Genomic DNA, 20,812 nt, shown 5'->3' with positions numbered 1-20,812 from the left:
CGCAAGCGAGTAAGCCATGTTAAGCGCCAGCGCCCATACCGATACCTTCTCCCGCGATAACCTTCCGCCCGAAGACCAATGGCCGGACTTCTTGTTGGAGGGTTTCGACTATCCGGACACGCTCAACGTCGGTGTGGAGCTGACCGACGCGATGGTCGCCAAGGGCTTCGGCGACCGCACCGCGCTGATCGGCAACGGGCGGCGGCGGACCTACAAGGAGCTGACCGACTGGACCAACCGCCTCGCCCATGTGCTGGTCGAGGATCTGGGCGTCGTGCCCGGCAATCGGGTGCTGATCCGCTCGGCCAACAACCCCGCGATGGTGGCCTGCTGGCTGGCCGCCACCAAGGTCGGCGCCGTCGTGGTCAACACCATGCCGATGCTGCGGGCCACGGAGCTGGCGCAGATCGTGGAGAAGGCGCAGATCACCCACGCGCTTTGCGACACCCGGCTGATGGAGGAGATGGAGGGCTCCGCCGCACAATGCGAGACGCTCACCCATGTGATCGGCTTTGACGGCACCTCCAACCACGATGCCGAGCTGGACCGTCTGGCGCTGGAGAAACCAGTGCAGTTCGACGCCGTGGCTACGGGCCGCGAGGACGTGGCGCTTCTGGGCTTCACCTCGGGCACCACGGGTTCGCCCAAGGCCACGATGCATTTTCACCGCGACCTGTTGATCATCGCCGACGGCTATGCGCGCGAGGTTCTGGGCGTGACGCCGGACGATGTCTTCGTGGGCTCGCCGCCGTTGGCCTTCACCTTCGGGCTCGGCGGCCTCGCGATCTTTCCGCTGCGCTTCGGGGCCACGGCGACCCTGCTGGAGACGGCCTCGCCGCCCAACATGATCGAGATCATCGAGAAATATAAGGCCACCGTCTGCTTCACCGCCCCCACCGCCTACCGTGCCATGCTGTCGGCGATGGACGAGGGCGCGGACCTCAGCAGCCTGCGTGCCGCCGTCTCCGCCGGAGAGACCCTGCCCGCCCCCGTCTATGACGAATGGATGCGCAAGACCGGCAAACCGATGCTGGACGGCATCGGCGCGACCGAGATGCTGCATATCTTCATCTCCAACCGCTTCGACGATCACCGTCCCGCCTGCACCGGCCGCCCGGTCACGGGCTACGAGGCGAAGATCATCGACGAAGAGGGCAAGGAGGTGCCCCGGGGCACCGTCGGGCGCCTCGCCGTGCGCGGCCCCACCGGCTGCCGCTACATGAACGACGACCGGCAGGCCAACTACGTGCTGGACGGCTGGAACATCTCGGGCGACGCCTTCACGATGGATGAGGACGGCTACCTGCATTTCGCCGCGCGCAACGACGATATGATCGTCTCCTCCGGCTACAATATCGCCGGCCCCGAGGTCGAGGCCGCCCTGCTGTCGCATCCCGCGGTCGCGGAATGTGCGGTTGTCGGTGCGCCGTCGGAAGAGCGCGGGATGATCGTGCAGGCCCATGTGGTTCTAAACGATGCCAAGCCTTCGCCCGAGATGGTGAAAGCGTTGCAGGACCACGTGAAGGCCACGATTGCCCCGTTCAAGTACCCGCGTGACGTGCGCTTCGTGGAGGCGCTGCCGAAGACGCAGACCGGCAAGATCCAGCGCTTCCTGCTGAAGGAGCAGCCGTGACCCATCGCCAATTCACCCTGCCCCAGAAGGTGCTTTTCAAGCACTGCGACCCGGCGGGCGTCGTCTTCTATCCGCGCTATTTCGAGATGATCAACGACTGCGTCGAGGCGTTCTTCGACCATGCGGGCTTCCCGTTCGAGAAGATACTCGAGAGCGGCGGCGTGCCCACCGTCCAGATCGAGACGGCGTTTCCGGCCCCGAGCCGGCACGGCGATCATCTTAAGCTGACGTTGGAGCTGACGCAGCTCGGCACCGCCAGCCTCGGCATCGCGATCACCGCCGATGCAGGGGCCGAGCGCCGCTTCTCTGCCACCCTGACCCTTGTCCATATCGACGCATCCGGGCGCCCCAAGCCATGGACCGACCCGATGCGCGATGCCCTAACGCCCTATATCCGGAGCTGACCCATGACACATACCACCATTCAACCCGACGGTTGGGCGCCTGCCAAAGGCTACGCCAACGGCATCCTCGCCGCGGACGGCACGCTCTACATCGGCGGGCAGATCGGCTGGAACGCCGCGCAGGAGTTCACCTCCCATGATTTCATCGGCCAGATGGAGCAGGCCCTGCGCAACATCGTGGACGTGGTGACGGCGGCGGGCGGCAAGGTCGAGGATATCACCCGCCTGACGTGGTTCGTGATCGACAAGGCGGAATACATCGCGCGGCAACGCGAAGTGGGTCAGGTCTATCGCAAGGTTCTGGGGCGTCACTTCCCGGCCATGTCGATGCTGATCGTGGCAGGCCTCGTGGAAGACGACGCGCTGCTGGAGATCGAGGCAACGGCCTACATCAAGCCCTGACGCCATGGCGCGGGGCGGCGGTTGTCGCCGCACCGCCTGCCGCCCGCCCCGAAGGCCGCGATCACCGGCGCGTGGCGTTCAGATCTTGTAGGTCGGCAAGCCGTCGAGCGCGTCTTTCAGCGCTTCGCCCCACTTCGACGAGATCGTCCGGAACACCGGATCATCGGCCTCCACCCGCGAGATTTCCTTGTCCGCGAAGGAATCGTTCTCATAGACCGATATGTCGAACGGCGGCGCGACCGAGAGGTTGGATTTGATCGTGGAGTCGAAGGACACGAGAAGCAGCTTCAGCGCATCCTCGGTCGCCATGTCAGGCTCGAACGCGCGCACGAGGATCGGTTTGCCGTACTTTGTCTCGCCGATCTGGAAGAAGGGCGTGTCGTCGGAGACCTCGATGAAATTGCCCTCCGGGTAGACCAGGAAGACCGTCGGCTTGCCGCCCTTGATCTGACCGCCCACGATGACCGAGGCGCTGAAGGCATCGGCGGTCTGCTGACCCTCCACCGAACTGCTCGAAATGACCTCGCGCAGGGTCGAGCCGACCAGACGCGCCACCTGAAACATCGTGGGCTGGTTGAGAATGCCAAGGTTGCGGTCATCTGCCGCTGACGTCCGCTCGTTCAACAGGCTGATCATCGCCTGCGTCGTGGCAAGGTTACCCGCCGTCATGATGGTGATGGTCCGTTCGCCGGGGGTGCAGAACGTGAACATCTTGCGCGTGGAGGCGAAGTTGTCGACTCCCGCGTTCGTGCGAGAATCTGACATGAAAACAAGGCCGTGATGCAGTCGCAACGCAACGCAGTAAGTCATCGGAAATCACCAGAGAGAGGGTTTGCGCCGACTCTACTGCTGCACCTGCAAAGATACAATGAGGGTCTCGTCCCCCTCGCCCATGCGAAGGCCGGAAATCGGCGCCGCGTCACGGGCATCGCGCCCGACCGCCAGACGGATGTAGCGCTCGTCCGGGGAAATCTGGTTCGAGATATCGAAGCCGACCCACCCCAGTCCGACGATGTGAACCTCGGCCCAGGCGTGGCTGGCCTCCTGGTCGACGCGGTCGTCCATGAAGAGGTAGCCGCTGACGTAGCGGGCCGGGAAACCCAATAGGCGCGCGGCGGAGGTGAAGATGTTGGCGTGGTCCTGACAGACGCCGCTCTTCTGGCTGACGGCCTCCTCTGCCTTGGTCTCCACATGGGTCTCGTTCAGGGCATAAGGCACCCGTTCGAGGATGGCGGCAGAGAGGCGGTGGAGCACCTCCAGATCCGTGCCCTGCCCCCTCACCTCATCCGCGATCTCGTGGATCAAGGGGCCCGCGTCGGTCATCTGCGTGGATTGCAGGAAATACCACAGCGGCGCTCGGCCATAGACCTTGCCGAGCACGCCGGCCTTGTCGTGGGTATCGACCTCGCCGCGGGCGGTGATCGTCAGGCTGGTGACGCCTTCATCGGCGCAGATCAGGCTCACGAGGTTGCCGTGGTGGTCGCGGTAGCTGGCCTCCGCCGAGCCGCCCTCGACCTCCAGATCCCAGTCCTTCACCGTCTGCAACGGCCCGTCCGTCGGCCGCAACCGCACTTGCTGCAGAGCCTGCGAGACCGGCGCATCGTAGGTATAGACTGTCTTGTGGACGACCTTGATAAGCATCTAACTGATGAACCTGTATTGCTGTTCGATCCGGGCGCCGATGTCGGCGACGTCGATGATCGTTTGCGAAATGAACTCGTGCAGGCCGTCTTCGAAGATCGACCCGATATCGCGATCCTGCAGGCGCGACTGGAAGGCCCATGCCGCCGACAGGCTGTCGCTGTGCTCGCCCTCGGATTCGCACAGGGCCGCGAGGTTGGCAGTGATGCCGCGGGCACAAAACGCCAAGGAGCGCGGGAAACGACCGTCAAGCAGGAGGAATTGCGCGATACCGACCGCGTTGAAATCTTCCTCGACCGCGTGGCGGTAGGATTGGTGCGCCGAGACCGAGCGCAGGATCATCTCCCACTGCACGTTGTCCAGCTTGCTGCCCACCAGCGACGGTGAGGGCAGCAGGGCGTGATACTTCACGTCGATGATCCGCGCCGTGCTGTCGGCCCGTTCGATAAAGGTGCCCAGACGACAGAAGTTGTAGCAATCGTTGCGCAGCATCGTGCCGTGCATCGCCCCGCGCACCAGCGCGGATTGATGTCGGATCGCCTCCAGCGTGGCGGGCAGCTCCGCCTCCGAAATGGGCTCTCTGAGCATCTCGGTCAGCGCCATCCACGTCTCGTTCACCGCGACCCAGACCTCGGTCGTGAGGGCGGTACGCACGAGGCGCGCATTGTCGCGCGCGGCCTTGATCACCGACAGGACCGAGCTCGGGTTCGTCGGATCGCGCAGCAGGTAATCGCTGACGTTCTGGCTCGTGTATTCACTGTGCTTGGCGTCGAAGCCCGGCTTTTGCGCCGCCGTCACGATGATCGAGCGCCAATCAGAGGCCGGATCCATCGACCGGGTCAGCGCGATGCGGAAACCGGCTTCGATCAGTCGTGCGGTGTTTTCGGCCCGTTCCAGGCCGCGGAACATCCAGAAGAGGCCGCCTGCGGTTTTTCCCAACATATCAGCTCTCCAACACCCAGGTATCCTTGGTGCCGCCCCCTTGGCTCGAGTTCACCACGAGGCTGCCCTCGGTCAGCGCCACGCGGGTCAGACCGCCGGGCGTGATGTTGACTTCCTTCGGTGAGACCAGCGCGAAGGGCCGCAGATCGACGTGGCGCGGGGCCAGTCCGCTTTCGGTGAAGATCGGCACGGTCGAGAGGCTCAGCGTCGGTTGCGCGATGTAGTTCGACGGGTTCGCCTGAAGCTTTTCACGGAAGGTGGCGATCTCGGCCTTGCTGGCGGCAGGCCCCACGAGCATCCCGTAACCGCCCGAGCCATGCACTTCCTTCACGACCAGATCGCCGAGGTTGTCGAGCACGTATTTCAGGCTGTCCGGCTCGGAACAGCGGTATGTCTCCACGTTCTTCAGGATCGCCTTCTCGCCGGTATAGAACTCCACGATATCAGGCATGTAGCTGTAGATCGCCTTGTCGTCAGCCACGCCGGTTCCGGGGGCATTGGCGATGGTGATGTTGCCCGCGCGGTAGATATCCATGATGCCGGGCACGCCCAGAAGCGACTGCGGATTGAAGCTGAGGGGATCGAGGAAGGCATCGTCGACCCGGCGGTAGATCACGTCGACCGTGCGATAACCGCGCGTGGTGCGCACCTTGATGCGCCCGTCGATGATCCGAAGGTCGTGCCCTTCCACCAGCTCGACCCCCATCTGGTCCGCGAGGAAACTGTGCTCGTAATAGGCAGAGTTGTGGATGCCGGGCGTCAGCACCACGACGAACGGCCGCCCTTCGCAGTTCGGCGGTGCCGAGGCCTCGAGCGAGGCGCGCAGGTTCTTGGGGTAATCGCTGACCCGCTGCACCTTGATCTGGCTGAACAGCTGCGGGAACATCTGCAGCATGGTTTCGCGATTTTCCAGCATGTAGCTGACCCCAGAGGGGGTGCGCGCATTGTCCTCCAGCACGAAGAATTCGTTCTCGCCGGTCCGCACGATATCGGTGCCGACGATGTGGGTATAGACGCCACCGGGCGGGGCAAAATCGATCATCTGCGGCAGGAACGCATCGTTCTGCGCGATCAGCGAGACCGGCACGATGCCTGCGCGCAGGATCTCCTGCCGGTTGTAGATGTCATGAAGGAAGGCGTTCACCGCCCTCACCCGCTGCTCCACCCCGCGCGACAGCAGGTTCCATTCCTGACCTGATAGGATCCGGGGAACCAGATCGAACGGGATCAGCCGCTCTTCCGCGTCATCCTGTCCGTATACGTTGAAGGTGATACCGGTACGCCGAAAGAAGCGCTCGGCTTCCTTGGTCTTCTGGGCCAGCCGCGCAACGTCCTGCGCTTCAAACCACTTCTGGTACCGGTCATAGGGAGGTCGCACACCGTCTGCGCGACACATCTCGTCGAAAAAACCATCTGTTGTCGTCATGGCTCAAGTCTTTCGAGACATTGGCCGAAACGCAAGGAAGGACTTGGCGGCGTTGAAATTGACCTCTGAAACTGCACAGAATTCAGGCATTTGCCGGCCATCAAAGATGACGGCGCGCTCAGGTTTTGACAGGCTGATGCCTTTTGCGAGCGACGATTTAGGCGAGAGACGGACCGCGCCGGGGCTTCGAGCAGTGTGATACTTCGGAGGCTCATGGCGCGGATCGGTGGGTTCAAGGGGCTGCTCCCGTGCTCGGTTTCAAGGCATCGTTGGACCTTCACCTAGCACTCTGACGCAAATTTCGAGCAGCACGCGTAAAAAATGAGCAAAAACCAATGTTTCTTGCCGGGGGAGGGAACATTTCTCTGCGGTGCAGCATTGACAGGACAGAGGGGCAATACAACGTTAACGACATGTATGTTTCAAAAACGACATCGTTGAGCCCCGCCGACACGTCACGCGGCGGGCGCAGAGAAGCCTCCGACATCGATCCGCGCCACCGCCTGACACAGCGTCACGCCGAAAGAAGCGCCCCAAGGGAAGGGAGACCTGCATGAAACACCAAAGCTTTCAGAACGGCCCCGTCCCCTCTGCCGTCACCCCCTTCACCGCGCCCACCGTCATCGGCGCGGGGGCGTGGGGCACCGCGCTGGCCGCGTCCCTTGCCGAGGATGGCACAGCCGTCAAAATCTGGGGCCGCAGCGCGGCGGTGGTCGATGATATTACAAACAACAACCGCAACAGCGCCTTCACCGGAGAGGCACCGCTGCCGCCCTCGCTGAGCGGCTGCTACGAGATGGCGGATGCCCTGCGCGGCGCGGACGTTGTGCTGCTCGTCGTGCCCTCCGGCGCGATCCGCGCGGTCGCCCGTGACATGCGCCCCCACCTCGCGCCCGGCACCCCGATTGCCGTTTGCGCCAAGGGGATCGAGCCCGAGACCGGCCTCCTGATGACGCAGGTGGTGGAAGAGGAGCTCTCCAGCCACCCGGTCGGCTGCGTCTCCGGGCCGACCTTCGCGAAAGAGACGGTCCTGCACCATCCGACCGCCGCGACCGTCGCCTTTGCCTTTTCCCCGGCCGAGCGCCTCGACCCCGCCCGCAGCGTCGCGGCGCGGCTGGCCGTGTCCCTCTCCTCGCAGCATTTCCGCGCCTATATCTCCGACGACCTCGTCGGCGTGGAGATCGGCGGCGCAGTGAAAAACGTCATCGCGCTGGCCTGCGGTATGCTGACGGGCGCCGGTTTCGGCGACAACACCCGCGCTGCCTTGATCACGCGCGGACTGGATGAGATGAAGGCGCTGGCCCTCGCGCTCGGCGGACGTCGCGAGACCCTGACCGGCCTGTCCGGACTGGGTGACCTGACCCTGACCTGCAACAGCCCGACCTCGCGCAACATGTCGCTTGGGCTGCAACTGGGCCAGGGCATCGCGCGCGAAGATTGCTTCGAGGGCCGACCCGTCGTGGTGGAAGGAGAGGCCAACACCCTCTCGATCACCGACCTCGCGCGCGCCCTCGGGATCGAAATGCCGATCTGCGAATTCGTGCGCGCCATCCTCCACGACGGCGCCGATCTCGGTCAGGCCTTCGCCGCCCTCTGGGCGCGCCCGATCGAGGCAGAACCCTTGGCGATGGATGTAGCCTTCGCCCACCCCGCAACCGACCAAGACATTGCAACACTTGCAGAAAGGATCTCATGACCCGGCACGAAACGTTCGACGTTCACCCGATCGCAGAGAAAGACTTCGTCCTCGCCACGGACCTCGACGGAACATTCCTCGGGGGCACCGAGGCGCAGCGCGCCGAGTTCTATCAATGGATTGAGAACAACCGGGCCCGGGTCGGTCTGATCTTCGTTACCGGGCGCGACCCCGGCTTCGTGACGCAACTGGTCCGGGACGGCGTGCCGCGGCCGGATTTCGTTGTCGGCGACGTGGGCACCACGATCGCGGCCTTCGACCTCAACGGCCAGGTCTGCCCCATCGACGCGCTGGAGGCCGAGATCGCCACGGCGTGGGGCGATGCCTCGACCCGCGTCCATGCCGCGCTGCACAGCGCGCCGGGGCTGACGCTGCAATCCACGGCGTTCCGCTACCGGGTCAGCTATGATCTGGACCCGGACCGGTTCGATAACAAGACGCTCGACGTGGTCGCCGGTCTGGGGCTCGACGCGCTCGTCTCCGACAACCGTTTTCTCGATGTCCTGCCCGTGGGCATCAGCAAGGGGCCCTCGCTCCTGCGGCTCCTGGCGCATCTGGGGGTGAAGAACGAGAACACCCTTGTCGCGGGCGACACACTGAATGATCTGTCGATGCTGGAACTGGGATTGCCCGCCGTCGCCGTGGGCGGCTCGGAGCCTGCCCTGCTGGAGCGGTTGGAGGGTCAAGCTCACGTCCATTGCGCCGAGGGCGTGGGCGTCGCCGGGATCGCCGAGGCCATTCTCCACCACAAGCTATTGTCCGAAACAAAGCCACAAGGAGGCGCGTGATGTCATCTGAACTCGTCATCGTCTACCACCGCCAACCCTACGAGGAAGTCGTCGAGAACGGCGAGACCATCCGGATCCCGAACAAGAGCCCGAACGGCATTGTCCCGACGCTCAAGAGCTTCTTCGGCAGCGTCGAGCACAGCTCGTGGATTGCCTGGAAACTCGCCGAGGACCCCTCCGCGCCCGAGTTCGACCGGAAGGTCGAGATCTCGGACGAACACGGCAGCTACACCGTCTCGAGGCTCCCGCTCTCTGAAGAGCAGGTCCGCGAGTTCTATCATGTCACCTCGAAAGAGGCGTTCTGGCCGATCCTGCACGCCTTCAAGGAGCGCTATAACTACGACCCCGTCGACTGGAACAACTTTCGCGACGTGAACCAGCAGTTCGCGCAGGCCGCGGCCGAGGAAGCCGCTGAGGGCGCGCTAGTCTGGGTGCATGATTACAACCTCTGGCTGGTGCCGGGCTACTTGCGGGCGCTGCGGCCTGACGTGCGCATCGCGTTCTTCCACCACACGCCCTTCCCCTCCGCCGATACGTTCAACGTCCTGCCGTGGCGGCGCGAGATCATCCAGAGCCTGCTGGCCTGCGATGACGTGGGCTTCCACATCCCCCGCTACGCGGCAAATTTCGTGTCCGTTGCCAGCAGCCTGTTCGACGTCGATCTGGGCGAGCGGGTGTCCGTCGATCGCTCGTTCATCAGCGAGGCCACGGCCCTGACCGAACGCGAGGTGCGCACCTCGATCACCCATGAGGGCCATACCACCGCGATCAGCGTCTGCCCCGTGGGCGTCAACACGCGGTATCTGGAGTCCGTCGCGCAGACCCCTGAAACCGCTGCAAAGGTGGCCGAGATTCGCAAGGATCTGGGCGACTCGCGGCTGATCATCTCGGTCGGGCGCACGGATTACACGAAGGGCGGCGTGGAACAGCTGGAATCCTTCGAGCGCATCCTCGACGCCCACCCGGAACTGCGGGCCGAGAAGCTGCGGCTGATGCATATCTCCGTCCCCGCCAACCGCAACATGACCGCTTACGCCGTGACGCAGGCGCAGATCGAGGAGGCCGCCGGCCGGCTCAACGGGCGCTATGGCACGTTGGACTGGCAGCCCGTCACCCTCGTCTCGCGGGCGCTGCCGCTCGATGAGCTCGTGGCCTACTACCAGGCCGCCGACGTGGCCTGGATCACGCCCCTGGCGGACGGCATGAACCTCGTGTGCAAGGAATACGTGGCCTCGCGCACCGATGATGACGGCGTGCTGGTCCTGTCCGAATTCGCCGGCGCGGCCGTGCAATTGCACGGGGCGGTCACGACGAACCCCTACTCCCACCGCGGCTCCGACCACGCGATCCTGCAGGCCCTCTCGATGGAGCCGCTGGAGCGCAAGCGGCGCATGAAGCACCTGCGCGCCGCGGTGAAGGCCGACGACATTTCCGGCTGGCGTCCGGGAACGTTGGAGCTGGGTGCTGCGTTAAAACCCGGAGCCGTTGCCTGACTGACAAACCCGATTTCAGCCTGTCCCGCAGGCGTCCCTATTGCTGTTTTTATGAGGTCCACATCCATGACACACCCCGTCCGCACCGCCATCTTCCCTGTTGCCGGCCTTGGCACCCGCTTTCTGCCCGCGACCAAGGCGACGCCCAAGGAGCTGTTGCCGGTGCTCGACACGCCGCTGATCCAATATGCGATCGACGAGGCGCGCGCGGCGGGGGTCGAGCGGATGGTCTTCGTCTCGCACCCCTCCAAGCCCGCGATTGAGCGCCATGTGATGGACGACCTGCGCCTGCGCCGCGAGCTGGAGGCACGCGGCAAGCCGAAATTGGCGGAGGAATTGAAGGAGGCGGCGTTCAATCCGACCGACGACGTGGTCTTCGTGATGCAGGATGAGCCGAAAGGTCTCGGCCACGCGGTCCTCTGCGCGCGCGAGCACGTTCTGGACGGCCCCGTGGCGGTGATCCTCCCCGACGACCTGATCCTCGGAGCGCCCTGCATCCGCGAGATGATCGACGCCTACGACGGCGGCCACATGGTCGCCGCGATGAACGTGGCGCCGGCTGAGGTCTCCAAATACGGGATCCTCGCGGTCACGGGTCAGGAGGGGCGCATCACCCGCGCCGAGGACATGGTCGAGAAACCCAGTGCGGAAGAGGCCCCGTCACAGATGGCCGTCATCGGCCGCTACGTGCTATCGCCCGAGATTTTCGACGCGCTCGAAACCCAGGGCGCGGGCGCCGGGGGCGAGATCCAGCTGACCGACGCGATTGCCAAGGCCGCGAAGACGCGCCCGATCTCGGGCTTCCGCTTTTCGGGCACCCGGTTTGATTGCGGCTCGAAGGCGGGGATGTTGCAGGCCACGCTGCACCTGGCGTCGCAGAACCCAGAATTGGCGGAAGTCATCGAAATGTTCGCCACAGCCCACCCAAGCGCCGCCTGACCGCCGCCGTCCCATTGCCATCGCCCGAAAAAGCGCGCCCTCACGGCGCGCTTTTTTCATCTGGACTGTCCGCGGCGCAGTGGGTGCGACCGGTGCCCTACCCCAGCAGTGGCGTGAGCAGCGGCCGTGTCATGCGAGAGGCTTTTGTGCGCAGCGAATGGCGCGGCGGCGCGTTGTCATTGTCATGGGCGGCCATGCCCAGAAAATGCGCGACGAGCTCCAACTCGACCGGACTATCATAAAGCGCTGTAACTTTCATCACGACTCCGATTCGCTGCCAAATATCAGCTCAACCGTCGTCTGCGAGAATTGGGGCGGCAATTTGGCAGACTGAAGGCAAAGCCCGCCGAAATGAGGCAATAACGCCTTTTTTCCTTGGCTTTTTCGTGGCATCGCGCCCCCCGCCAGACCCCCGAAACCGCCCTCCTCCACCCCTCCCGAAATCGAAAACTCCTTGCAATCAATGACGTAGCAGGTCATTTTTCTCTTACGCACCTTATCGTGCGAAAGTTTTTTACCAGTAAATCAGGAGACGTTCTCCAAAGCCGTCACACGCTTGTGCTGAGAGGTTAATCGAAGTGAACGTCCAAAATCCTGAAACATCCGGTCGGTCGATCCGAGCCGATTGGAGCGCCTACGCCACGGCGTACGATCTGCTCTCCGAGCATAATCCGGCGTATCAGGAGCTTCTGCAGGACTTCGAGGCATTCCTCGGGACTATCGAGACGCCCCGGTTGATTTACGACATTGGCGGCGGCACCGGCAATTACACCGAAGTCGCGGCCCGCACCTGCCCCGATAGCGAAATTCACCTTGTCGAACCCGACATCGGCATGAACGCGGCTGCGCGCGCGAAACTGGCGCAATTCGATAACGTCGAATACGAGGCCTTCGCGCTGGAGGATATCGGCGCCTCGGGCACGGCTGACCTTTTGATCTGCGTGCACGCGCTCTACGCGATGCCGGATCCCGAGCAGCGCCTGCGCGACATGCGCCGTCTGCTGCGCCCGGGCGGCTGGCTCTACCTCATCGACCTTGGCCGCGACATGGATGTCGCCGACTGGCGCAGCTACCTCTTCTCCAGCCTCAAGCGCGAACACGGTCTGACCGGCGCGCTGCGCGTCTTCTGGCAGGGCCGCGAGATCGCCAAGCAGAACAAGACGATCCTCAAGGCGCAGCAAGAGGGCACCTACTGGACCCATACCGCGGAAGAGATCGCCACGGCTGTCACCGCCGCGGGGTTCGAAATCCATCGACGCGAGGCGGTCTACCGAGATTACAGCGACCTCCTCGTATGTCGCGCAAAACCATAATCGCCAGAGCGGAGGGACTTTCATGAACAGTCAAGTCATCGAAACGCTGTCGCGCGCGCGGTACAAGGTTTTGACCAATCAGGACGACCTAGAGCAGGTCTACCGCCTGCGCTACGATTGCTACCGTGCCGAAGGATCGATCGTCGCGAACGAGAGCCGGCTGATGACCGATCCGTTCGACGAGAGCCCGAACTGCGTCCATGTCTCTGTTGAACTCGACGGCGAGGTTTTCGCGGCCGTCAGGCTCCACGTGATGTCGAAGCTCACGCCCACGTCACCCACGCTGGAGGTCTTCCCCGAGCTGATGAAGACGATCAGGCGCGGTCAGACGGCGCTGGACGTGACCCGTTTCGTGATCACGCCGGCCGCCCGCAAGCAGCGGGTGCCGCTGCACTTCCTTGTCCTCCGCATCCCGTTCCTTGCCACGATGTTCTACGACATCGACGTGGCCCTTGCCCCCGTTCGCACCGAACACACTGCCTTCTACCGGCGCTACCTGGGCTACGAGATCGCCTCCGAGCCGCGCAGCTATCCGGCGCTGAAGAAGCCGATCCAACTGCTGACCGCGAAAGTGCGCGAGCAGCGCGCGGCTGTCCTGAAGCGCACACCGGTTTTCGGGCCCGTCAGCGAAGTCCCGCATTCCAACATCGATTTCCCCGAGCTTGCGGACGTCTACGTCGCCTCCAAAAGCACCCGCTTCGAGGCTGCCTGAGCGCGATCAACTGCCTCCTTTTTTCAGCAGAACCTCACGCTACGTCACTTCAGTGGCCGCAATGCTATAATTTCGCCGCAAATTGGTACGAATATGGCCACGTCATATCCGGTAAGCGGTCTATTTTAAACGCATTTGAGCGGTAACTTTTACTTTCACAGAGTGTGGAAGGTGGGAATGGAAAACCTGAAATCTATTTGGGTAAACAGGAGCGACTGGTTCAGTTCGGTCGGTCGCGAGCAGAGTATCCGCGACTATATTCGCCTTGCGAACCAGTTGATCTGGAAGCGTCAGGCGAGCTTTCTTGCCGCCGCGATCCTCGCGGCCTTCTACTATGACCCGGTCACTGTTTTCGCCTGCTACATCATCGTCGCGCTGACCGAGATGATGGATGAGCTCCTCGGCCGCCGCTCGCAATCCTGGGATGGCAAGGACCCCGTCGTGGGGCGCCGCATCCTTAGGCGCATCGCCCGCAACACTGCGCTCAGCGCGGTGGCGATCAGTCTTTTCAGCGTCAACATCGCTGTCCAACAGGGCGAGCCCGGCCATTTCACGCCGCTCTTCTTCCTGTTCTCCGCCGCCGTTTTCGCGGCGATGTACAACAGTCAGATGGTCGGCATCCTGATGCTGCGCCTGTCGATCTACGCGGTCGCGTTCCTGAGCATCGCGTTTCTCGATGTCTTCCGCTACCTGCCGCCGCTCGAGTCGCGGATCTGGCTGGAGTTCTTCACCATCATCTTCGTGCTCTACTTCATCGTCGACATCTCGGTGAAGTTCTACACGAGCCACCAGGAACGGCTCGAACAAATGGAGTTGATCCGTGAAGAGAACGAGCGCACGAAAGCCGCGCTGGAGGTCAAGTCGCGCTTCCTCGCCACCGTCAGCCACGAGCTTCGCACGCCCCTCACCTCCATCATCGGCTCGTTGGAGCTGATCCGGAACGAGAAGCTCGGCCCCCTGCCCGACACGGTCAAACCCGCCATCGGGATCGCGGCCAAGAACGGCCATCGCCTTGCCGCCCTGATCGAGGATCTTCTCGACATGCAGAAGATCGAGGCGGGCGAGATGAAATTCCACTTCAACCCCATCGATGCCAATGCGTTGGTCTGCGAGGCGGTGGAATCCACCGCGGGCTTCGCCAGCAAACTCGGCATCCAGGTCTCGACCAATCTCTGCGGCGAGGACTGCGTGATCAAGGGCGACCGCGGCCGCCTGATCCAGGTGTTGAGCAACCTTCTGTCCAACGCGCTCAAGTTCTCGGACGAAGGCGGCGCGGTGAACGTGAAGGTGGAAGTCCGAGGCTCGCGCGTGCGCATCTCGGTGCACGACGAGGGCACCGGCATCCCCGCCGGCGCATGGGACCGTGTCTTCGGCAAGTTCAGCCAGGTGGATTCCTCCAACATCCGCAAGGTTGGGGGCACCGGCCTCGGGCTCAACATCAGCAAGCAGATCGTGCAGCGCCACAACGCCGTCATCGACTACGTGAGCGAGCTGGGCGTGGGCTCCACCTTCTTCGTGGAGTTCGACCGTCTGAAAGACGAGAACAGCCCCAACCCTGTCTTCAAGCCCCTCGGCAAGGCCGCCTGACCCGAAGGCTGTCCGCCGATGCAGGAGACTGCATGGTGGACGGCCTATCCCCCTCCTAGACAGTAGCGCGGCTTAGAAGCCCCCCGTGTCCAACGACAGGGGGTGCCCCTCCCCGAAGAGGCCAGCGCACGAACAAGCGCCGCCTGAAGCGGGCATTTGTCTAACGATCAGGAAAAATCTCAGGGGCAGCGCATCGAACGGCCGCTCAGGACGCGGCTCGGTCCTTCATGGCGTTGCGCCACAGTTCGACGATCTCGTCGGCCAGGGTCAGGGGATCGAACGGCTTCTTGATCACCGAAAGCGCCCCGTGGCGCATGAGCATCTCGATATCATCGGGCGACGATTTCGCCGTCATGAAGATCGCAGGCGTCTCGTCGAACCCCGGCACCTTGCGCAGCGCCTGCAGGGTTTCGATGCCATCGATCTCGGGCATCATCACATCAAGCAGAAACAGATCCGGCTGCCATTCGGGCGCGATTTCCACGGCCTTGAAGCCGGACGAACACTGCGTGATCGCAAGGTCACCAACGGTTTCCAGTGCCATTCGGGAGATTTCCAGAATGTCGAGATCATCGTCCACATGGAGGATCTTGGGAGTAGCGTTCTGCATCGATTTGCGCCTCGTATGTCGAGTTGCGTTGAACCGTTGCCCGTCTGTTTCGAAGACGTGTTCCGAATCGGAACGGCCCCTTGCGGACTAACGATACGCCAGACGTATCATTCAACTAAGGCGTTTTTGGGATTCGATGCAGGCACGAAGGCGGCGGCACGCCCAGGCGGAAGGTCTGCGCTAACCGCGCATCCGCTAAGACTTCAGGTTATCCAGCACTTCCCGGCATAACCGATCCCGCGAATGGACATCGTCTGAAATCGCGGCCCAACGACGGTCCACCTCCATTGTTCCGACCGCGACGATCTCTTCCGCGATCTCGCGCGGGGTGGTCTCGTCGATGCGCCCCCCGGCCCAATCGTGGAAGGCCGTCGAGTATCGAACTGCCGCGCCGCTGACGGGCAACTCGATCGTGCCCCCTTCCGCGAAGAACGTCAGGCCGTCCCCCATCTCTTCCCCGATGAGGCTGAGCCGGTCTCCGAGGCGATGCTTCAGGATCGCGACGAAAACGATCGCGGCGGAGAAGGTGAACTTGTCGACCAGCACCGCGACCCGGCGCTCCTCGGCCCCTTCCGAAATCGCGTCGATCAAGGGCATGGTTCGGAGGAAATCGCCTCCCGTATTTCCGCGCACATCGACGAAGATGGGCGCGCGCGGGCGCGATCTCACGTGGGCCGTTGCCTCCGATATCGCAGCCGACAGGACAGTCTCTCCGGGGTCAAAGAAGCTCGGAAGCCCGAGGAAGACGCCCCGCTCACCAAAGTCTGTCATCTCCAGAAAGGTCTCAGGCACCCATGCCGCGTCCGTTTTGCCATGCTCGTTTCGCGGGTAGAGCACCGATGCGGGGATCGTCACGGCCGTATCCGGAACAAGCTCACGGACCCGTCCCTCCCCGTCGCGAAGCTGGTAGGTGATCGTCCCGCTGCCGGAGAACGCGGCCAAATGGACCAAAGCGCCGGGCCAGGCGAAGAGGATCGGCCCGATGACGCGTTTACGCTGCGGCGTTCCCGCCAGAAGCTTTTCTGCGACGCGGTCGATCTCGCTGAGAGGCACACCGTTCACGGATAGCAATTTACCGCCAATCGCCGTGGAGAGCCCCGGCGGCGCAGCGAGCAGTCGGACAGAGCCCTCGATGGTGACGAACCTGAGAGGCAGAACCGAGATCGCATCATTTGGGATAAGGCGCGTATGACCGTTCCCGGGAAGCGCCAGAAGGCGCATCACTGACAGCAGAAATGCGTCCTTACCGTGCGCCAGCGCGGCGCACCGCGCGTCGTCGATATGACGCGCCATCACGTCGCGTCCGATGGCCCGGAAACTCGGGTCGACCGGCAGAACCGTCCTCTCAATCAGTTCCAGGTCCTGGATCAATGACATGGGCCACTGTGCATCCATGCGGGATTCAATGTCCAGGAAGGGAAGATACAACCTTAGCACCAAAAAACAGATAAGCCTTTGCCCGACCTATCGGCAACCTATCGCTCAGCCGGACAAAAGCTGGAACCTTGGCGGACTGCCGTTGTTTTCCTCCTGCAAACCCCGCGTTTCAAAATTATCAGGAGAGCTCAATGTTTCATCATTCAAGCAAACTGCAATATAATGTCCGTGTCGATAAACCCGATCCTCAATTCGCCAAATTTCTCCAGCAGGCAATTGGCGGCGTCGAGGGCGAAATTCGGGTCGCCATGCAGTATTTCTTTCAGGCCATGGGCGCGCGCGGTGACGACAAGTATCGCGACATGCTGATGATGACGGCAACGGAGGAATTGTCTCATATCGAATTTCTCGGCCATGCCGTTGCCCTGAATCTCGAAGGGGCCCCTCTCACCGTGCAGGAAGAGGCCGCGAAAGACCCGGTCGTCAATGCGATCATGGGCGGCGCAAACCCCCGGCACATCCTTTCCTCGGGCCTGTCGGCCATGCCGGTGAACTCCAATGGCGTGCCATTCGACATGAGCCACGTTTACGCCACGGGCAATCTTGCCGCGGACATGATGGCAAACGTGACAGCGGAAAGCGGCGGCCGTGTTCTGGCGTCGCGCCTTTACAACATGACCGACGACACAGGCATGAAGGACATGCTGTCCTTCCTGATCGCCCGCGACACGATGCACCAGCAACAATGGCTCGCAGTGATCGAAGAGTTGGGCGGCTGGGAAGCAGCCATGCCGATCCCCAACAGCACGCCGCAGGAGCATGAAGCGACGGAGCATTCCTACTACTTCCTCAACACATCGCTGGATGAACCCACACCCGAGGGGCGTTGGACGTCCGGTCCTTCGTTCGATGGTCGCAGCGAGTTCTCGAAGCGGGACAAGCCTGATCCGCTGGGACAGAAGCCCAGCCTCGGCAAAGCGCGGCCGCATTCCGGCACCCAGACCGAACAGCAGAAATAACTGATAAGGGAGATTATTCATGCCAACCACAGTTGGAACCGAATCCACAGTAGCTGATCTCGTTAAAAACCTCCTCACTTTGGAATATGACGCTATCGCGGCTTATGACAGCACCATTGAACGGCTCGACAACTCGGAATATCGCCAACAGATCGAGAATTTCCGGCGAGATCATGAGTCCCATATTCAGGAGCTCGGCCGCATTGCGGATAGCTTGGGCATCGAAAAACCAGTGGAGGGCGACATGAAACAGTGGCTTACCACCGGGAAAGTCGCATTGGCGGACCTCGCCGGCGATGATGCTATTCTGAAAGCGATGAAAACAAACGAGGATGATACCGTCGCTGCTTATCAGCAGACCCTCGAAAATGATGTCACGGATGCGGAATTACGGCCCGTTGCCGAAAAAGGGCTTGCTGACGAACGCCGTCACCGCGCCTGGATGGAAACAGTCCAAAGTTGAAATCAACCCTATGGGTCGGCGCCTTGAATGCGCCGGCCCAGACCACCGCTGGACACATTAAGTGTCCGCCCGGCGTCAACAGCGCTGAATGGGCTCCTCTTCTGTGAGGGGCCCATTTGCGTTTGGCGACCACGTATAAGCCATTGCTATCGCCTTGTTAGCCAGCGCGCAGGTAGCCGATGAGCCTTTTCCACGAGGCGAGCGGAACAAGTACAAGACATCCCGAACGACGCGCTACACCCTGCAGGACAGAACAAAGGGCCGCCCAAGGCGACCCGATCAAACTGACGAAATTGGCGTGTGGCGGAGACGAAGGGATTCGAACCCTCGAGACAGTTTCCCGCCTACTCCCTTAGCAGGGGAGCGCCTTCGACCACTCGGCCACGTCTCCGTTGACCCGTCTAATGTCGGTGTTCGGGGAAAACAAGCCGGAAATCTCGGGTGTCATGCGACCTTTCGGGATTGTCGGAACAGGGCCACGGAATAGAGCACCAGGGCCGCCCAGATCATCGGGAAGGCGATCATGCGGGCCGGGCCGAAGGGCTCGCGGAAGAGGAAGACCGCGACGAGGAAGATCAGCGTCGGCGCGATGTATTGCAGGATGCCGATGGTGCTCAGCCGCAGCAGCTTGGCGCCGTTCACGTAGAGGATCAGCGGGATCGCCGTGACGAGGCCGCAGCCCAGCAGCAGCCAGGTGTCGAGCGCGTCTCCGGCAAGGAACTGGCCCTGCCTCGTCGCGCCGAGCCAGAGCACGTAGGCCAGCGCCGGCACGCAGAGGATCGCGACCTCGAGGAAGAAGCCCTGGTTCGGGCCGATTGGCAGCTTGCGCTTGCAGAAGGCGTAGCCGCCCCAGCTCAGCATCAGCGCGAGCGCCACCCAGGGCAGGCGACCCTCTTCGACGGTCAGCACGAGCACGGCGAGGGCGGCCAGCGCGACTGCCGCCCATTGCAGGCGGCTCAGGCGCTCTCCCAGCAGGACGGCGCCCAGAAAGACGCTGAAGAGCGGGTTGATGTAATAGCCCAACGCCCCGTCCAACGCGCGGTCATGGGCGATGGCCCAGATGTAGACGCCCCAGTTGATCGAGACGAATAGCGCCGTAATCGCCGCCATGCCGAGCATCCGCGGGCTGCGCAGCGCCGCTTTCAGGTCCGCCGTGCGGCCGGTGATCAGGATCAGGAGCCCGATGATCGGCAGCGACCAGATCACCCGATGTGCCACGATTTCCATCGCCGGCACATGGGCCAGCGCCTTGAGGTAGATCGGCAATCCTCCCCAGAGCGCATAGGCGCTGACCGCATAGGCAAAGCCCGCAGGCGTGTCGTCGGAGGTATTGGCCATGGGGCTGTCGCTTTCAGGATCGTTAACGGGCGGAGAAAGCCTGAAGCGTCCACCGGGGGCAAATGAAAATTTGTGAGACGGGCGATCACGGATCGACCATCGTGGACGCCGGACGAATTCGTCGGTGCCGACCGCTGGCGCCCTACCCCGAGGAGCGCCCTCCTCACGCGCTGACAAATTGTTGATTACGCCGGATGAAATGGGCGCAACGCCGCCCAGCGCGCGCCGTCACATATGCGGAAAAACGCCACTTCGGACCCCCGCACTTTATTATACGCGCAAGCGCTGAAATCGCCGGAACCAAGCCTCATCAGACCCGTTGCCACCTCGACGGAGCGCCAACCCGGTGCCCGCATGAAGTGAAAGGAAACTGACATGAAGAACGTTATCCTTGGTCTGTCTGCCGCAAGCCTCCTGATGGGCACTGCCGCATCCGCAGCCGTTCAAGCCAACGCCACCACCGATCTCAACCTCCGCGCGGGCCCCGGTCCGCAGTTCGACGTGATCGACGTGATCGACGGCGAGGGTGAAGTGACTGTCACCTCCTGCCTCGAAACCCGCAACTGGTGCGAAGTGACCTATGAGGGTCAGACCGGTTGGGCCTTCGCCGATTACCTCACCGCGTCGATGGACGGCTCTGCCGTTGTCGTGAGCCAGACGCCGGAAGTCGAAGTCGAGATCGTGCGCTACGATGACATCGCCGCCGAAGTGGGCGCGGGTGCCACCGGTGCCACCATCGGTGCCATCGCAGGTTCGCTGATCGCGGGCCCCGTGGGCGCCGTTGTCGGCGGAACCATCGCCGGTGCAGCCGCCGTTGACAGCGTTCCGGACGAAGTCGTGACATATGTGCGCACCAACGAAGTCGAGCCCGTCTATCTCGAGGGTGAAGTCGTTGTCGGTGCCGGGATCCCGGCCGAGGTCGAGCTGCAGGCCGTGCCTGATACCGAGTACAGCTACGTCTACGTGAACGGCGTCCCGGCTGTCGTCTCGACCGAGAACCGCACGATCGTGTCCATCATTCGCTAACTT

The 20,812-nt window shown here is 62.8% G+C and carries 21 protein-coding genes and 1 tRNA gene; 13 read left to right on the top strand and 9 right to left on the bottom strand.

The window, feature by feature from the left end; genetic code table 11:
* Nucleotides 1-16 precede the first annotated feature (16 nt).
* Genes KYE46_RS05200 through KYE46_RS05190 form a run of 3 tightly spaced genes read left to right on the top strand, consistent with a single transcriptional unit; the run spans nucleotide 17 to nucleotide 2,439 of the window.
* Nucleotides 17-1,633 carry an AMP-binding protein gene (locus KYE46_RS05200; protein WP_219003952.1) on the top strand — a complete coding sequence of 539 codons (1,617 nt, stop codon included), beginning with the start codon at nucleotides 17-19 and terminating at the stop codon, nucleotides 1,631-1,633.
* Nucleotides 1,630-2,037, top strand: coding sequence for an acyl-CoA thioesterase (locus KYE46_RS05195; protein WP_247716920.1), 408 nt, complete (start codon nucleotides 1,630-1,632; stop codon nucleotides 2,035-2,037). Before KYE46_RS05200 ends, KYE46_RS05195 begins: the two co-directional genes overlap by 4 nt.
* Nucleotides 2,038-2,040: 3 nt before the next feature.
* Nucleotides 2,041-2,439, top strand: coding sequence for a RidA family protein (locus tag KYE46_RS05190; RefSeq protein WP_219003951.1), 399 nt, complete (start codon nucleotides 2,041-2,043; stop codon nucleotides 2,437-2,439).
* 78 nt (nucleotides 2,440-2,517) lie between these two features.
* Here the strand turns inward: KYE46_RS05190 and KYE46_RS05185 are convergent, their stop codons facing one another.
* Genes KYE46_RS05185 through KYE46_RS05170 form a run of 4 tightly spaced genes read right to left on the bottom strand, consistent with a single transcriptional unit; the run spans nucleotide 2,518 to nucleotide 6,448 of the window.
* The gene (locus KYE46_RS05185) at nucleotides 2,518-3,249 is read right to left on the bottom strand and encodes a proteasome-type protease (protein ID WP_219003950.1); all 732 of its coding nucleotides are present in this window, start codon (nucleotides 3,247-3,249) and stop codon (nucleotides 2,518-2,520) included.
* A 33-nt stretch (nucleotides 3,250-3,282) separates the two neighbouring features.
* Nucleotides 3,283-4,080, bottom strand: a complete 798-nt coding sequence (locus KYE46_RS05180; protein WP_219003949.1) for a transglutaminase family protein — start codon at nucleotides 4,078-4,080, stop codon at nucleotides 3,283-3,285.
* Nucleotides 4,081-5,022 carry an alpha-E domain-containing protein gene (locus tag KYE46_RS05175; protein ID WP_219003948.1) on the bottom strand — a complete coding sequence of 314 codons (942 nt, stop codon included), beginning with the start codon at nucleotides 5,020-5,022 and terminating at the stop codon, nucleotides 4,081-4,083.
* A 1-nt stretch (nucleotide 5,023) separates the two neighbouring features.
* The gene (locus KYE46_RS05170) at nucleotides 5,024-6,448 is read right to left on the bottom strand and encodes a circularly permuted type 2 ATP-grasp protein (protein WP_219003947.1); all 1,425 of its coding nucleotides are present in this window, start codon (nucleotides 6,446-6,448) and stop codon (nucleotides 5,024-5,026) included.
* Between the two features lie 553 nt (nucleotides 6,449-7,001).
* Between KYE46_RS05170 and KYE46_RS05165 the strand changes: the two genes are divergently transcribed.
* The 4 genes from KYE46_RS05165 to KYE46_RS05150 all read left to right on the top strand — a co-directional run bounded on the left by KYE46_RS05165 (nucleotide 7,002) and on the right by KYE46_RS05150 (nucleotide 11,364).
* Nucleotides 7,002-8,144, top strand: coding sequence for an NAD(P)H-dependent glycerol-3-phosphate dehydrogenase (locus KYE46_RS05165; protein WP_219003946.1), 1,143 nt, complete (start codon nucleotides 7,002-7,004; stop codon nucleotides 8,142-8,144).
* A complete protein-coding gene (locus KYE46_RS05160) occupies nucleotides 8,141-8,932 on the top strand; it encodes an HAD-IIB family hydrolase (RefSeq protein ID WP_219003945.1) in 792 nt (263 codons plus the stop codon). Before KYE46_RS05165 ends, KYE46_RS05160 begins: the two co-directional genes overlap by 4 nt.
* Nucleotides 8,932-10,425 (top strand): glucosylglycerol-phosphate synthase, encoded by a 1,494-nt coding sequence (gene ggpS, locus KYE46_RS05155; protein ID WP_219003943.1) that lies wholly within the window; start codon nucleotides 8,932-8,934, stop codon nucleotides 10,423-10,425. Before KYE46_RS05160 ends, ggpS begins: the two co-directional genes overlap by 1 nt.
* Before the next feature lie 66 nt (nucleotides 10,426-10,491).
* Nucleotides 10,492-11,364, top strand: coding sequence for a UTP--glucose-1-phosphate uridylyltransferase (locus KYE46_RS05150; protein ID WP_219003941.1), 873 nt, complete (start codon nucleotides 10,492-10,494; stop codon nucleotides 11,362-11,364).
* A gap of 97 nt (nucleotides 11,365-11,461) precedes the next feature.
* On the opposite strand, the gene KYE46_RS05145 is transcribed toward KYE46_RS05150, so the two are convergent.
* Nucleotides 11,462-11,623, bottom strand: a complete 162-nt coding sequence (locus KYE46_RS05145; protein ID WP_219003940.1) for a hypothetical protein — start codon at nucleotides 11,621-11,623, stop codon at nucleotides 11,462-11,464.
* 319 nt (nucleotides 11,624-11,942) lie between these two features.
* On the opposite strand from KYE46_RS05145, the gene KYE46_RS05140 reads away from it, so the two are divergent.
* The 3 genes from KYE46_RS05140 to KYE46_RS05130 all read left to right on the top strand — a co-directional run bounded on the left by KYE46_RS05140 (nucleotide 11,943) and on the right by KYE46_RS05130 (nucleotide 14,976).
* On the top strand, nucleotides 11,943-12,677 hold the full coding sequence (locus tag KYE46_RS05140) for a class I SAM-dependent methyltransferase (RefSeq protein WP_247716919.1): 735 nt from the start codon (nucleotides 11,943-11,945) through the stop codon (nucleotides 12,675-12,677).
* Between the two features lie 22 nt (nucleotides 12,678-12,699).
* On the top strand, nucleotides 12,700-13,389 hold the full coding sequence (locus tag KYE46_RS05135; protein ID WP_219003938.1) for an N-acyl amino acid synthase FeeM domain-containing protein: 690 nt from the start codon (nucleotides 12,700-12,702) through the stop codon (nucleotides 13,387-13,389).
* 177 nt (nucleotides 13,390-13,566) lie between these two features.
* Complete coding sequence (locus KYE46_RS05130) at nucleotides 13,567-14,976, top strand: sensor histidine kinase (RefSeq protein ID WP_219003936.1); 1,410 nt, start codon at nucleotides 13,567-13,569, stop codon at nucleotides 14,974-14,976.
* A gap of 205 nt (nucleotides 14,977-15,181) precedes the next feature.
* Here KYE46_RS05130 and KYE46_RS05125 read toward each other — a convergent pair whose 3' ends face one another.
* Together KYE46_RS05125 and KYE46_RS05120 are read right to left on the bottom strand one after the other, a co-directional pair.
* Nucleotides 15,182-15,586 (bottom strand): response regulator, encoded by a 405-nt coding sequence (locus KYE46_RS05125; RefSeq protein WP_219003935.1) that lies wholly within the window; start codon nucleotides 15,584-15,586, stop codon nucleotides 15,182-15,184.
* Between the two features lie 195 nt (nucleotides 15,587-15,781).
* On the bottom strand, nucleotides 15,782-16,963 hold the full coding sequence (locus KYE46_RS05120; protein WP_219003934.1) for a S41 family peptidase: 1,182 nt from the start codon (nucleotides 16,961-16,963) through the stop codon (nucleotides 15,782-15,784).
* Nucleotides 16,964-17,154: 191 nt separating this feature from the next.
* Here KYE46_RS05120 and KYE46_RS05115 point away from each other — a divergent pair, with 191 nt between their 5' ends.
* A complete protein-coding gene (locus KYE46_RS05115) occupies nucleotides 17,155-17,982 on the top strand; it encodes a manganese catalase family protein (protein ID WP_219005017.1) in 828 nt (275 codons plus the stop codon).
* 19 nt (nucleotides 17,983-18,001) lie between these two features.
* Complete coding sequence (locus KYE46_RS05110) at nucleotides 18,002-18,445, top strand: ferritin-like domain-containing protein (RefSeq protein WP_219003933.1); 444 nt, start codon at nucleotides 18,002-18,004, stop codon at nucleotides 18,443-18,445.
* A 301-nt stretch (nucleotides 18,446-18,746) separates the two neighbouring features.
* Here KYE46_RS05110 and KYE46_RS05105 read toward each other — a convergent pair.
* Together KYE46_RS05105 and rarD are read right to left on the bottom strand one after the other, a co-directional pair.
* Nucleotides 18,747-18,836: transfer RNA gene (locus KYE46_RS05105), tRNA-Ser, on the bottom strand.
* Nucleotides 18,837-18,889: 53 nt separating this feature from the next.
* Nucleotides 18,890-19,783 carry an EamA family transporter RarD gene (rarD, locus tag KYE46_RS05100; protein WP_219003932.1) on the bottom strand — a complete coding sequence of 298 codons (894 nt, stop codon included), beginning with the start codon at nucleotides 19,781-19,783 and terminating at the stop codon, nucleotides 18,890-18,892.
* Between the two features lie 375 nt (nucleotides 19,784-20,158).
* On the opposite strand from rarD, the gene KYE46_RS05095 reads away from it, so the two are divergent.
* Nucleotides 20,159-20,809 (top strand): DUF1236 domain-containing protein, encoded by a 651-nt coding sequence (locus KYE46_RS05095; protein WP_219003931.1) that lies wholly within the window; start codon nucleotides 20,159-20,161, stop codon nucleotides 20,807-20,809.
* Nucleotides 20,810-20,812: the final 3 nt, after the last annotated feature.

Source organism: Gymnodinialimonas ceratoperidinii, from assembly GCF_019297855.1.
GTDB classification, from domain to species: domain Bacteria; phylum Pseudomonadota; class Alphaproteobacteria; order Rhodobacterales; family Rhodobacteraceae; genus Gymnodinialimonas; species Gymnodinialimonas ceratoperidinii.
This window is presented reverse-complemented; position numbering and strand designations above follow the sequence as displayed.